Source organism: uncultured Mycobacterium sp. (genome assembly GCF_964249325.1).
GTDB lineage: Bacteria > Actinomycetota > Actinomycetes > Mycobacteriales > Mycobacteriaceae > Mycobacterium.
The window spans coordinates 16,461-29,240 of sequence record NZ_CAXUCH010000016.1; the positions used below are offsets into that span (position 1 = coordinate 16,461).

Below are 12,780 nucleotides of genomic sequence, written 5' to 3' on the forward strand. Positions count from 1 at the left end.
CTGAATCGCCCGGCTCCTCCTCATCGCGCTGCGCGCTCTGCATCGTCGCCGGGCTAACCACCAGGTAGCACGTTATCGTTAGATGACCTGGCCGCTAATTACACATTTCGCCATCAGTCTGGGAGAGGCCTTTCCCACGACGCTGGAGGGGCTTTTTGGACCTACTGCTACTGACCGCGGACTCGCACGCCGACTCGGTCGTGCCGTCGCTGTCGCTGCTCGCTCACACTGTGCGGACGGCGCCGGCGGACGTGTCGTCGCTGCTGGAGGCAGGCACAGCCGACGTCGTGATCGTCGACGCTCGCGTCGACCTGCCCGCCGCGCGCAGCCTGTGCCGTCTGCTCGCCTCGACCGGCCGACCGGTCCCACTGGTGGCGGTGGTAACCGAAGGCGGGCTGGTGGCGGTCAGCTTCGAGTGGGGACTCGACGACATCCTGCTGCCCAGCACCGGACCAGCCGAAATCGACGCCCGGCTGCGGCTGGTCGTCGGCCGGCGCGGCGGACAGGCCGACCAAGAGACCGCCGGCAAGGTGACCCTTGGCGAGCTGGTGATCGACGAGGGCACCTACACCGCGCGATTACGCGGCCGCCCGCTCGACCTCACCTATAAGGAGTTCGAGCTGCTGAAGTACCTGGCGCAGCACGCCGGCCGGGTGTTCACGCGAGCCCAGCTGCTGCACGAGGTCTGGGGATACGACTTCTTCGGCGGCACCCGAACCGTCGACGTGCACGTGCGGCGCCTGCGCGCCAAACTCGGCCCCGAACACGAGGCGCTAATCGGCACCGTCCGCAACGTGGGCTACAAGGCGGTGCGGCCGGCGCGCGGCCGTCCGCCCAACCCAGAGCCGGAGAACACCGCCGACATCGAGCCCGAGCAGGGCGGCCTGCAAGGTCCACTGGCCGACCCGCTGCGCAGTCAGTGACCCCTGGCAAGTGGAATCGGGCGCTCGCCGCGGACGAGCAGCAGCAAGTGCGCGAAATCATCGCTGCCGCAACAACTCTCGACGGGGTCGCACCGGTCGGTGAGCAGGTTCTGCGCGGGCTCGCTCACCAGCGCAGCGAGCATCTAGTGGTCAAGAGCCGCCAAGTGGGCGACCGCGGTGCGGCGATCATCGGCTATCTGAACCTCACATCCGGCCACGACGGCACCGCCCCGATGGCGGAGTTGGTGGTCCACCCACACGCCCGTCGGCGCGGCGTCGGCGCGGCGATGGCGCGCGCCGCGCTGGACAGAACTTGCGGGCAGACCCGCTTCTGGGCGCACGGCACACTCGAGGCGGCCCGCGCGACAGCGTCGGCGCTGAGCCTGGTGGCGGTGCGTGAACTGTGGCAGATGCGCCGTTCCCTGAGGGACGTGCCCGAACCTGCCACCCCGGGGGGCGTGCAGGTGCGTACCTACGCCGGCACAGCCGACGACGCCGAGCTGCTGCGAGTGAACAACGCCGCGTTCGCCGGGCATCCGGAGCAAAGCGGCTGGACACCGGCCGACCTGGCTGAACGCCGCTCCGAACCGTGGTTCGACCCGCAAGGGCTTTTCCTGGCTTTCGACACCACGACCGAGAAGCTGCTGGGGTTCCACTGGACCAAGGTGCATCCCGACCAGCCCGGGTTGGGCGAGGTGTATGTCGTGGGTGTCGATCCCTCAGCACACGGCCGCGGTCTCGGCCGCGCACTGACCGCGATCGGCGTCGCGTCGCTGGCCCGCCGGCTGGCCGACGCCGCCGACCCCACGGTGATGCTCTACGTCGAGGCCGACAACCTCGCCGCAGTGCGCACCTATCAGGGTCTGGGTTTCACCCTGCACAGCGTCGACACGGCCTACGCGGCTCCGTCCAGCTGAACGCGGTCCGGCCGCGTTCACCGTACGTTCATTTCTCTTGTGAATCTTGGCCACTACCGGCGCATACCTTCCGGGTGGCCCGGCGAGCTGCCGGGAGATCACGAAGCGACGCTAGGAGAGCACGACTAGGTGAAGCTCGACACGGTTCACAAGGCACTGGGCATCACGGTATCTTCGGCCGCAATTGTCGCCCTCACGCTGACGGGCTGCGGCAGCGACAAAAACACCACCGGCGCGCAGTCGGTCGCCGCCGGCAAGTCGGGCGAGCACGTCGACTGTGGCGGCAAAGACGACGTGACCGCCGAGGGATCGACCGCTCAGCAAAACGCGATCGCATTGTTCAACCAAGCCTGGCGCCAGGCCTGTCCGGGCAAAAACCTGGCCTACAACCCAACCGGTTCGGGCGCCGGTCGTGAGCAGTTCATCGCCGGTCATGTCGATTTCGCCGGGTCGGACTCGCCGCTGACCGCCGAGCAGATCGCGCCGGCGGCCAAGCGCTGCAACGGCAATCCGGCTTGGGACCTGCCGGTGGTATTCGGACCGGTCGCATTGATCTACAACCTGCCCGGCATCAACTCCCTCGTGGTCAACGCCGACGTGCTGGGCAAGATCTTCAGCGGAATGGTCACCAGCTGGAACGACCCGGCGATCATGGCGCTGAACCGCGGTATAGCGTTGCCCGACACCAAGATCACGCCGGTCTACCGCTCGGATTCATCAGGTACCACCGACAATTTCCAGAAGTACCTGACTGCGGCCGCACCGGAGAGCTGGACCAAAGGGGTCGGCAGCGAGTTTCAGGGCGGCTTCGGTGAGGGCGCGCAGAAGTCGGCGGGCGTCGTGCAGGCTGTGCAAGCCACCCCGGGCGCTATCGGGTATGTCGAGAAGGGCTTCGCCGATGAGGCCGGTGTTCCGTTCGCGCAAATCGACACCGGCAGTGGCGCCGTTAAGCTCACCGACGACGCGGCCCGCAACGCCATTGATGACGCCAAGTTCGAGGGCCATGGCAACGACCTGATGCTGAATCTGAACTCGTTGTATGCCACCAAGAAACGCGGTGCCTACCCATTGGTGTTGGCGACCTACGAAATTGTGTGCTCGAAGGGCTACGACCGCTCCACGTCGGCGGCGGTCAAGTCGTTTCTGACGGTCGCCGCCAACAACGGACAGAGTGGCCTGTCGTCGGCCGGCTACGTTCCGATGCCCGATAAGTTCAAGGAGCGCCTTGTCGCCGCTATCAACGCGATCGAGTAATCGCAATAATTGCTCGGTCAGCGGCCGCGTCTGCGGTGAAGATGGATGCCAAGACTGACGGATCGATGGGACCACGGTGAGCACGCCAAATCCAGCCGGTGCCGGTTCGGGGGAAGTCGTCGCTGCGCCGCTTCCCGAACCGCCGCTCACCCCTACCCGGCCATGGGGAAGCAGCACGCCCCGCCTAGGGGACCGGCTGTTTCGCGGGCTTTCCCAAGGATCCGGTGTCCTCATAGTCGTTGTGATCGCGGCGATTGGGCTGTTCCTGTTGTGGCGCGCTATACCGGCGCTGGCGCGCGACAGGGAGAACTTCTTAACCTACGGCGGCAACTGGGTCACCACCGACACCTCGGCGATGCACTTCGGCATCCGCGACCTGTTCGAGGTAACGGTGTTCGTGTCGCTGTTTGCGCTGATGCTGGCGATGCCCATCGCCCTGGGCATCGCGATCTACCTCACCCAGTACGCCCCGCGGCGGGCAGTCGGGCCGCTGGCCTACACGGTCGATCTGCTGGCCGCGGTGCCGTCGATCATCTACGGGGTCTGGGGCCTGTATGTGCTGGCGCCGCAGCTTCGGCCGGTCGCCACCTGGCTTCACCAGCACTTAGGCTGGTGCTTTCTATTCGCCACGGGCAACGCATCGGTGGCCGGCGGCGGCACCATCTTCACCGGCGGGATCGTGCTGGCGGTGATGATCCTGCCGATCATCACCGCTGTCACACGTGAGGTCTTCCTGCAGACCCCGCAAGGGGAGATCGAAGCCGCGCTGGCGTTGGGCGCCACCCGATGGGAGGTGGTCAAGACCACCGTGCTGCCGTTCGGCCGGTCCGGCTATATCAGCGGCGCGATGCTTGGGCTGGGCCGTGCGCTGGGCGAGACGGTGGCGCTGCTGATCATCCTGCGCGGCACCCAGTCGGCATTCGGCTGGTCGCTGTTCGACGGGGGATACACCTTCGCTACAAAAATCGCGGCCACCGCCTCGGAGTTCAACGACCAGTTCAAGGCCGGTGCCTACATCGCCGCAGGGCTGGTGCTTTTCCTGCTGACGTTCGTGGTCAACGCGCTGGCGCGAGCCGCGGTCGCCGGAAACGGGCGCCGATGACCTCGATGCTGGACCGGCCGGTCAAGGCGCGCACATTCGCAGGTGTCAGTTTGCGTCGGCGGGTCGCAGACAACGTCGCCACCGTGTTGGTGACGCTCTCGGTGACGGTCGCCCTGGTGCCGTTGCTGTTACTGCTGTGCTCGGTGCTGATCAAGGGATTCCACGCCATCACGTCCAGTGTGTGGTGGACCCATTCCCAAGCCGGTATGACGGCGTTCGTCACTGGCGGTGGCGCCTATCACGCAATCGTAGGCACGGTGCTGCAGGGACTGGTCTGCGCGGTCATTTCCATCCCGATCGGCGTCTTTCTCGCCGTCTATCTGGTCGAATACGCGGGCGCCACCCGGCTGGGCAAACTGACCACGTTCATGGTGGACATCCTGACCGGGGTGCCCTCGATCGTGGCGGCATTGTTCATCTATGCGCTATTCGTGGCCACCTTCGGCTTTCCCCGCTCGGGGTTCGCGGTGTCGTTGGCGTTGGTGCTGCTGATGATCCCGGTGATCGTGCGGGCGACCGAGGAGATGCTGAGGATCGTTCCAGTGGATTTGCGTGAGGCCAGCTATGCGCTGGGCGTGCCGAAGTGGAAAACCATTGTGCGCATTGTGATTCCGACGGGGCTGTCCGGGATCGTCACCGGCATCATGCTGGCTTTGGCCAGGGTGATGGGTGAGACGGCCCCGTTGCTGATCCTGGTGGGCTACTCGCAGGCCATGAACTTCAACATGTTTACCGGGTTCATGGGATCGCTGCCCGGCATGATGTATGACCAGACATCGGCGGGCGCGGGCGCCAACCCGGTGCCCACCGATCGGCTGTGGGGCGCCGCGTTGACACTGGTACTGCTCATCGCGGTCATCAATGTCGGCGCCAGAGTGGTCGCGAAAATATTTGCGCCTGAAAAGTTATAGGAGTTTCGGTGGCCAAGCGGTTGGACCTCAAAGAGGTCAACATCTACTACGGGTCGTTTCATGCGGTCGCCGACGTGTCGTTATCGATCCTGCCGCGCAGCGTCACGGCGTTCATTGGTCCGTCAGGCTGCGGCAAGACAACCGTGCTGCGCACGCTCAACCGGATGCACGAGGTCATCCCCGGCGCGCGGGTCGAAGGCACAGTGCTGCTCGACGACGACGATATCTATGCGCCCGGCATCGATCCCGTCGGTGTGCGCCGCGCGATCGGCATGGTGTTCCAACGGCCAAATCCATTCCCCACCATGTCAATTCGCGACAACGTGGTGGCCGGGCTGAAGCTTCAAGGTGTGCGCAATCGCAAGGCGCTCGATGAGACCGCCGAATACTCGCTGCGGGGCGCGAACTTGTGGGACGAGGTCAAAGACCGGTTGGACAAGCCCGGCGGCGGGTTGTCTGGAGGTCAGCAGCAACGGTTGTGTATCGCGCGGGCCATTGCCGTGCAACCCGATGTTTTGCTGATGGACGAGCCGTGCTCGTCGCTGGACCCGATCTCGACCATGGCGATCGAGGAGCTGATCGCGGAATTGAAACAGGACTACACGATCGTCATCGTCACCCACAACATGCAGCAGGCTGCGCGGGTCAGCGATCAAACCGCTTTCTTCAACCTCGAATCCGTCGGAAAACCGGGCCGGCTGGTTGAGATTGACGACACCGAGAGAATCTTCTCCAACCCCACCCAGAAGGCGACCGAGGACTACATCTCTGGCCGCTTCGGCTAGCCGGAGGAGGGTACCGCGTCGTCGTCGGAGAACTTGCCGTCGGGAATTTCGCCGGTGGCCTGGAAGATAACCCGACGCGCAACTTCGACGGCATGGTCGGCGAAGCGCTCGTAGAACCGGCCCAGCAGCGTTACGTCCACAGCGGCGGCCACGCCGTACTTCCAATCGCGGTCCATCAGCACCGTGAACAGGTGCCGGTGCAGATCGTCCATCGCGTCGTCTTCTTCGCGGATGCGGGCCGCCTTTTCCGGGTCGCGGGACAACAGCACCTCTTGTGCACTATTGGCCAATTCGCATGCGAGCCTGCCCATTTCAGCAAAATACCCGTTGACCTCTTCAGGCAGCGCGTGTTGGGGATGACGCCTGCGGGCGATCTTGGCGACGTGCAGTGCCAGTGCGCCCATGCGGTCGATGTCGGCAACCATCTGGATGGCGCTGACGATGGCCCTCAAGTCACCGGCGACCGGCGCCTGCAACGCCAACAGCACGAAAGCGCTCTCCTCGGCCTGCGCGCTCAGCGCCGCGATCTTCTCGTGGTCGGAAATCACTTGTTCGGCCAGCACCAGATCGGCTTGCAGCAGCGCCTGTGTTGCGCGTTCCATGGCCGCCCCCGCCAGCTCGCACATCTCGCCGAGGCGGTCCGACAGTCGTGAAAGTTGTGCATGGTACGCGGTCCGCATGGGTCCAGCGTACGTGCTCAATACTGCGATGGGCCGCAAGGACGACATGAATTGGCGGTGAATGCCCGCAGCGCGGATCCGGTCTGCGCGAATCTTCCTGTGGTTACTTACAGCTGGTATCGGCGGCGTTGGTGACGCTCAAGTCGTCAGGCAGCTTGGTCGGTGTGCTGTTGGTGCCGTGGTCGATTTGAACGCTGACCGACGAGCCGCTGGGCGGCGGAGTTGAGACGGCCCGAAAGTCAGGGCCGAGCACCACCTGCACGACTTGCCCGATTCCGGTGACTCGCTCGACCTTCGAATTCGGGAACGTCGATGCCACCGTCGCGGCAGCCTGCTCATTGCCCGGGGAGAAAAACACCGTGGTGCCCTTCAGCAAGCTCGGGTAGTCGTCTGGTGCCATCACCTTGAAGCCGTGATGCTGGAGCTGGGTGGTGGCGGTGGCGGCCAGCCCGCTCTTGCCGGTCGAGTTCGATACCTGAACGGTGACGTCTTGCGGTGCGGTGGTCACAGCCTGGACCCGCTCAGCGCGGGCTTCGGTGGCCGGGCTGGGCTGTGGCGCTTTGCTGGTCGTGGATTTGGTGGTCGGCGTCGAGGTCGCGTTCTGGTCGTTTTCTTTGGGCAGCGGATCGTCGTTGATGATCGCGTCGAACAGCGCGCGCATGTCGGAGGTGCGCGGCGGCTCGTTGCCGTCCTCATCGGTTTCACCGGTCGTCGGCACGGTCACGAACGTGATGTGTCCCGCGGTCAGGCCCTGCACCGATTGTCCGAGGTCGACCAGGTCCTTGGTTTTGACGTTGTCGACATAGCTGTCGCTGATGAACATGTTGACCACGTTGTTGAGCTTGGACAGCGATAAGAAGGTGTCTTTGGAGATCAGCGAACGCAGCAGCGACGACAAGAAGCGCTGCTGGCGCTTGATGCGCCCGTAGTCGCCGTTGTCCTCGGTGGTGACCTTTCGGGCGCGGACATAGTTCAGCGCGGTTTTCCCGTCGATGACTTGCCGTCCAGCGTGGGCGAGCACCGTGCCGAGTTCGTCGTCCTTGAGCGGCGTGGTACTGCACACTTCCACACCGCCCAGCGCATCGACCATGTTGGCGAAGCCGACGAAGTCGATGGCGATGAACCGGTTGATGGAAAGGCCAGACAGCTTCTGGATGACCTTCACCAGGCACTTCGGCCCCCCGAACGCATACGCCGAGTTCAGCTTGGTCTCGGTGTAGACGTACTTGGGCCCGTAGGTTCCCGTCTTGTCGTCGTAGAGGGGACCGTAGGCGCCAGTGTCGGGGTTCCACGCCTCGCATTGGACGGGGGTAATCGCCAGGTCGCGCGGAAATGACACCGCAACCACGCGTTTGCGGCTCGCCGGAATGTTGACCAGCATCACGGTGTCGGATCGGGCACCCCCGGCGTCTTCCGTGTCCCCGGCGCCCATCTGGCTGTTTGCCCCAGCGCGGGAGTCGACGCCGACAATCAGAAAGTTCTCGTCGCCGTATTGGCCGCCGGGGTCGACGATGTCGCGCGAATGTGGGTCGAGGGCACTGACGTTGTTGAGGCGGCTGTTTTTCGACGTGCTCCATTGCCAGGCCCCGCCGGTGAGCGCCAGCGCCAGTAGGGCCATCAGTGCCGCGAGCGATCGTGCCGCCAGCAACATGGGGCGGCGGTTGGTTTTCGGTGTCGGGGCCGGATCCTTCGTGGTGGTCGTGCCGATCCGGGTCGGCGGCACCCTGTCCGACGCTTTCGGCAGCACGGTGGTTTGTTCGGCGGGGGTTTGCGCGGCGACACGGAGGGGTTGGCTGCCGGCCGGCGGGTGGTCGGCAAGCCCGTCGGCATATGCCGCCAAGGGGTCCGGGGCGCGATCCGGTTCACCAAGCCATTCGGCGAGGCCGTCGGACGGTGCATCTTCGGGGACCGCGTGATGGTGCCGGGGCTTTTCGGCAGATACGCCGCCGAGCTTGGCAATCAGTTGGGCGACCGTCAGCGCGCCGTCGGTGTGGCATCCGGTCGGCTCGGCGTCCTCCGCATGGTCTCGACTCGGCTCTGCCGGCGGTACCGCTGGCCATTGCCGCGTCCCAGTGAAGGTACGAACGCCGGCAGGCTGGCGTGACGGTCCCGAGAAACGCTCCCACGGCGCGGCGCCTAATGGTGCGGGTCGTATTGGGGTAATGCTTGCCTCGCCGGCACCCGAATTCCGCGGACGGTCAGGAGTGGCGCCGTCGTCGCCGTCACTCATGTCCTACCGGCCTTTCGAACTCTGGTGAGATGCCCAGTTAGTGCGCGCGCATTCAGGCAGCGCCGACGGACCCAGCACTGCAAAGCCACGCGCCATTTCGCAAGGTCGCGCCGTGTTTGTAGCAGGCGTGCACCGGCGCCCGAACGGTCCGCCGCCGGGGCGCGATACACCAAGGTCCATATCGTACTGAGACATGGGCGCTCGCGCGATGTCACGACTGTCCCGATTCAACCACCCGAATGCATGATCTCCGCACCGGCCGGCACCGTGCAGTCGTCGCGGTCGGCTAGCCACCCGTCGGGCAGCGCCACCCGCGCGGGCGATCCTTGCCGGCCCCGCGGGCCGGTCGCGGCTGGCGGGAAAGGAACGTCGTGATCGAGTCGGTCCAGCAATACGTCGAGCTCATCGAGGGTCTTGACCAGCGCCAACGCCCGCCGCAACTCCGAGCCTGCGGGAAAACCGTGCAGATACCAGGCGATGTGTTTGCGCAGATCACGCATGCCTTTGTCTTCGCCGCAATGCGCGGTCAGCAGCCGGCCATGCCGACGGATGATGTCGGCGACCTCGCCTAGCGCGGGTGGGGTAGGGGCAGCGCGGCCGGTGAAGGCGGCCGACAGCTCAGCGAACAGCCATGGCCGGCCCAGACAGCCCCGCCCGATGACCACGCCGTTGCACCCGGTGGTCGCCATCATGGTCAGCGCGTCGCTGGCGTCGAAGATATCGCCGTTGCCGAGTACCGGGATCGTGCGTACCTGCTCCTTGAGCCGCGCAATCTGCTCCCAATCCGCAGCGCCGGAGTAGCGCTGCGCCGCGGTACGGGCATGCAGTGCGACCGCGGCGGCGCCTTCACTCTCGGCGATGCGCCCGGCATCCAGGTGGGTGTGGTGCTCGTCGTCGATACCAATGCGGAACTTCACCGTGACCGGTATGGGGGTGCCTTCGGTCGCGCGCACAGCCGCGGCCACGATCTGGCCGAACAGCCGCCGCTTGAACGGCAGCGCCGCCCCGCCGCCGCGTCGGGTGACCTTGGGGACTGGGCAGCCGAAGTTCATGTCGACGTGGTCGGCCAGACTCTCCTCGGCGATCATCCGGACGGCCTCGTAGGTGGTGGCCGGGTCGACGGTGTAGAGCTGCAGCGACCGGGGTGACTCGTCGGGGGCGAAGGTCACCATGTGCATGGAGGCCGGATGGCGCTCGACAAGCGCGCGTGCGGTCACCATTTCACAGACGTAGAGGCCGCTGACCGTGCCGACCTTGGATTGTTCAAGCTCTCGGCACAGGGTCCGGAACGCGACGTTGGTCACACCCGCCATCGGGGCCAGCACCACCGGGCTGGCAAGCGTGATCGGGCCGATCCGCAACGGGGGCTACCGCCGGCTCATCGTCAGCTTGCCAGCGGTTTGATGCAGCTCGTATGCGGTGACCTTCTTGCCCGTGCGGGCTTCCCGCTCGAGTTGGCGCTGCTTGGACACCTCGAACTTGTCGCAGGCAACCTCGAGTTCCCCCATCAGCACGGCGAGGTCGTCGCGCAATCGGGCGGCCTCACCGGTGAAGTCGTCGCGCTCGAAGATGCGCCACTTCTTCAGCACTGGCTTCACGACATCCTCGAGGTGGATGCGCGGGTCGTAGACGCCGCCGACGGCGATCATCACGGCTTTACGGCGAAACTCCGGCACGGTGAAGCCGGGCATCTTGAAGTTACGCAGCACCCGGTGTAACGACTTCATCGCCTTGTTCGGCGTGATCTCCATGCCGGCTTCGCTGAGGTCGCGGTAGAAGATCATGTGCAGGTTCTCGTCGTGCGAGATCCTGGCCATCAGCTGATCGGCGATCGTGTCATTGCAAGCCTTGCCGGTGTTGCGGTGTGAGATGCGGGTTGCCAGCTCTTGGAACGTGACGTAGAGAATCGAGTCGAAAATGTTCTCGCAGAACAGGTCACCCTGGCGGTTCTGGCCCGGGCTGAAGCCACGGTTGACCACCTCGATGCGCAGCTTCTCCAACTCGACCGGGTCCACCGCACGGGTCACCACCAGGTAGTCGCGGAGTGCGATCCCGTGCCGGTTCTCCTCGGCGGTCCAGCGGTTGACCCACTGTCCCCAGGCGCCGTCCATGCCCATACTCATCGCGATCTCGCGGTGATACGACGGCAAATTGTCCTCGGTCATCAGGTTCTGGACCATCGCCACCTGCGCGACGTCGGAAAGCTGCGACTGCTCAGGCTCCCAGTCCTGCCCGCCGAGTGCGTAGAAGTTCTTGCCATCCGACCACGGGATGTAGTCGTGTGGGTTCCAGTCCTTGTGCATGCTCAGATGCCGGTTGAGGTTCTTCTCGACGACCGGCTCGAGTTCACGCAACAGGTCCAGGTCACAAGGGTCCGGCACAGTGCCTCCAGTTATCTGTGTCTGTGGGTTGCAGTCAATATATCTGTGTATGCCAGTAGCATCAAGTTAGGTCGTCTCGACGGCATGTCCGCGCCTGGCCGAGCCGGACACCGCCCCGGCGAAACAAGGCTTCGGAATTAGTGGGCGATGGCCCTGCTCAGCAGTATGTCAACGCAGTAATCGATGAATTGCGTGCGGGTCGCGGCCAACCGTCCGTCCAGGTAGGCGGTGAACAGCGCGGTCAGCCCACCGATCAAGCTGGTGGCGACCATGTTTTGCTGCACGGGATCGCTGATCCGGGTCAGCTTGCGCTGGAGCAACTCGATGAAGCTGGGCATCCATTCCGCCCCGGAGCGGGTGAGCACCGGCTCGACTCCAGGCGCCAGCAAGAGCACTCGGCCGCGCACCGGATCGTCGACCATCAACGCGACGAATTGTTCGACGGCTTCCCGCGGTGTGGTCGCCGACATCAGCGTCGACATGGCGCGGGTACACACGTCGTCGTAGACCGCGCGCACGAATTCGTCTCGGTCGGCGAAGCTTTCGTAGAAGTAGCGCTCGGTCAGCCCGGCTTTGCGGCACACCGCGCGCACGGTTACCGCCGGTCCGCTTTCGTCGCCCAGTAGCTGTACTCCGGCGGCGATGAGCCTGTCGCGGCGCAGAGCCTGGCGATCTTCCAGGGGCACACCGGACCAGCGGCCCCGTCGTTGACCGGAACGCACATCTCTCCTAGGGTGGAAACTGACAACGCATGTAGTCAGAATTGCTGACCGTGACAGGAACTGCCACAGTGACTCAACATACGTCCGCGGCGGCGCCGCTGACCAGCGAAAGTGGGGTTGCCGCCGGGTGCCCGGTGTCGGCGCTGGGATACGACGCCCCGCCAAAGCCGCTGGGCCCGGAGTCGCTGACCTGGCGGTACTTCGGCGATTGGCGCGGCATGCTGCCAGGGCCGTGGGCCGGATCCATGCTGAACCTGCACCCGCAACTGGGAGCGGCGGTCGAAGCGCACTCCACGTTCTTCCGGGAACGCTGGCCGCGACTCCTGCGCTCGCTCTACCCCATCGGCGGCGTGGTTTTCGACGGTGACCGCGCGCCGACGACGGGGGCCGAGGTGCGCGACTACCACACTGACATCAAGGGCGTTGACGGCCAGGGCCGCCGCTATCACGCGCTGAACCCCGATGTTTTCTATTGGGCACACGCTACTTTCTTCGTCGGCACTTTAATTGTGGCCGAACGATTTTGCGGCGGAATCAGCGAGGCGCAGAAGCGGCAGCTGTTCGACGAACACGTCCAGTGGTACCGGATGTATGGCATGAGCATGCGGCCGGTGCCCAAGACCTGGGAGGAATTCCAGGTTTATTGGGATCACATCTGTCGCGAGGTGCTGGAGAACAATTGGGCCGCCCGTGAAGTTCTCAACCTCAGCGAATTGCCCAAACCCCCGTTTGCGCAATGGCTTCCGTACTGGCTGTGGGCCACACAGCGAAAACTATTGGCGCCGTTCTTCGTTTGGCTGACCGTGGGACTCTATGATCCGCCGGTGCGCGAGCTGATGGGCTATACATGGTCGCGTCGCGACGAGTGGCTGCAC

11 protein-coding genes and 1 pseudogene (1 of these 12 cut by a window edge) are annotated in these 12,780 nt (G+C 64.9%); 7 read left to right on the forward strand and 5 right to left on the reverse strand.

Annotated features, from left to right (window positions below; genetic code table 11):
• The first annotated feature begins 155 nt into the window (after positions 1–155).
• The 6 genes from ACFE99_RS04055 to pstB all read left to right on the forward strand — a co-directional run bounded on the left by ACFE99_RS04055 (position 156) and on the right by pstB (position 5,892).
• On the forward strand, positions 156–923 hold the full coding sequence (locus ACFE99_RS04055) for a winged-helix domain-containing protein (protein ID WP_375482650.1): 768 nt from the start codon (positions 156–158) through the stop codon (positions 921–923).
• Positions 920–1,840: a mycothiol synthase gene (gene mshD, locus ACFE99_RS04060; RefSeq protein WP_375482652.1), complete on the forward strand. Its 921-nt coding sequence runs from the start codon at positions 920–922 to the stop codon at positions 1,838–1,840. The genes ACFE99_RS04055 and mshD overlap by 4 nt, the downstream gene beginning before the upstream one ends.
• A gap of 129 nt (positions 1,841–1,969) precedes the next feature.
• Positions 1,970–3,094 carry a phosphate ABC transporter substrate-binding protein PstS gene (gene pstS / locus ACFE99_RS04065; RefSeq protein WP_375482654.1) on the forward strand — a complete coding sequence of 375 codons (1,125 nt, stop codon included), beginning with the start codon at positions 1,970–1,972 and terminating at the stop codon, positions 3,092–3,094.
• 76 nt (positions 3,095–3,170) lie between these two features.
• Positions 3,171–4,196 (forward strand): phosphate ABC transporter permease subunit PstC, encoded by a 1,026-nt coding sequence (gene pstC / locus ACFE99_RS04070; RefSeq protein WP_375482656.1) that lies wholly within the window; start codon positions 3,171–3,173, stop codon positions 4,194–4,196.
• Positions 4,193–5,107: a phosphate ABC transporter permease PstA gene (pstA, locus tag ACFE99_RS04075; protein ID WP_375482658.1), complete on the forward strand. Its 915-nt coding sequence runs from the start codon at positions 4,193–4,195 to the stop codon at positions 5,105–5,107. The genes pstC and pstA overlap by 4 nt, the downstream gene beginning before the upstream one ends.
• An 8-nt stretch (positions 5,108–5,115) precedes the next feature.
• Positions 5,116–5,892 carry a phosphate ABC transporter ATP-binding protein PstB gene (gene pstB / locus ACFE99_RS04080; RefSeq protein WP_375482660.1) on the forward strand — a complete coding sequence of 259 codons (777 nt, stop codon included), beginning with the start codon at positions 5,116–5,118 and terminating at the stop codon, positions 5,890–5,892.
• Here the strand turns inward: pstB and phoU are convergent.
• From phoU to ACFE99_RS04105, 5 genes are all read right to left on the reverse strand, one after another.
• Positions 5,889–6,572 carry a phosphate signaling complex protein PhoU gene (gene phoU, locus ACFE99_RS04085; protein WP_375482662.1) on the reverse strand — a complete coding sequence of 228 codons (684 nt, stop codon included), beginning with the start codon at positions 6,570–6,572 and terminating at the stop codon, positions 5,889–5,891. The two genes, pstB and phoU, sit on opposite strands and share 4 nt — an antisense overlap.
• A gap of 103 nt (positions 6,573–6,675) precedes the next feature.
• Positions 6,676–8,802: an LCP family protein gene (locus ACFE99_RS04090; RefSeq protein ID WP_375482664.1), complete on the reverse strand. Its 2,127-nt coding sequence runs from the start codon at positions 8,800–8,802 to the stop codon at positions 6,676–6,678.
• Positions 8,803–9,029: 227 nt separating this feature from the next.
• Positions 9,030–10,163 (reverse strand): tRNA dihydrouridine synthase DusB, encoded by a 1,134-nt coding sequence (gene dusB, locus ACFE99_RS04095; protein ID WP_375482666.1) that lies wholly within the window; start codon positions 10,161–10,163, stop codon positions 9,030–9,032.
• A gap of 6 nt (positions 10,164–10,169) precedes the next feature.
• Positions 10,170–11,183, reverse strand: a complete 1,014-nt coding sequence (locus tag ACFE99_RS04100) for an acyl-ACP desaturase (protein ID WP_375482668.1) — start codon at positions 11,181–11,183, stop codon at positions 10,170–10,172.
• A gap of 137 nt (positions 11,184–11,320) precedes the next feature.
• Positions 11,321–11,905: a TetR/AcrR family transcriptional regulator gene (locus tag ACFE99_RS04105; RefSeq protein WP_375482670.1), complete on the reverse strand. Its 585-nt coding sequence runs from the start codon at positions 11,903–11,905 to the stop codon at positions 11,321–11,323.
• 68 nt (positions 11,906–11,973) lie between these two features.
• Between ACFE99_RS04105 and ACFE99_RS04110 the strand changes: the two are divergent.
• Positions 11,974–12,780, forward strand: a pseudogene (locus ACFE99_RS04110) (oxygenase MpaB family protein) (it continues 203 nt past the right edge of the window).

What these genes read in the sequence shown, in the direction of transcription:
- pstA (WP_375482658.1), top strand. Translation starts at nt 4,193, where the DNA reads ATGACCTCGATGCTGGACCGGCCGGTCAAGGCGCGCACATTCGCAGGT.
- phoU (WP_375482662.1), bottom strand. Translation starts at nt 6,572, where the DNA reads ATGCGGACCGCGTACCATGCACAACTTTCACGACTGTCGGACCGCCTC.
- ACFE99_RS04090 (WP_375482664.1), bottom strand. Translation starts at nt 8,802, where the DNA reads ATGAGTGACGGCGACGACGGCGCCACTCCTGACCGTCCGCGGAATTCG.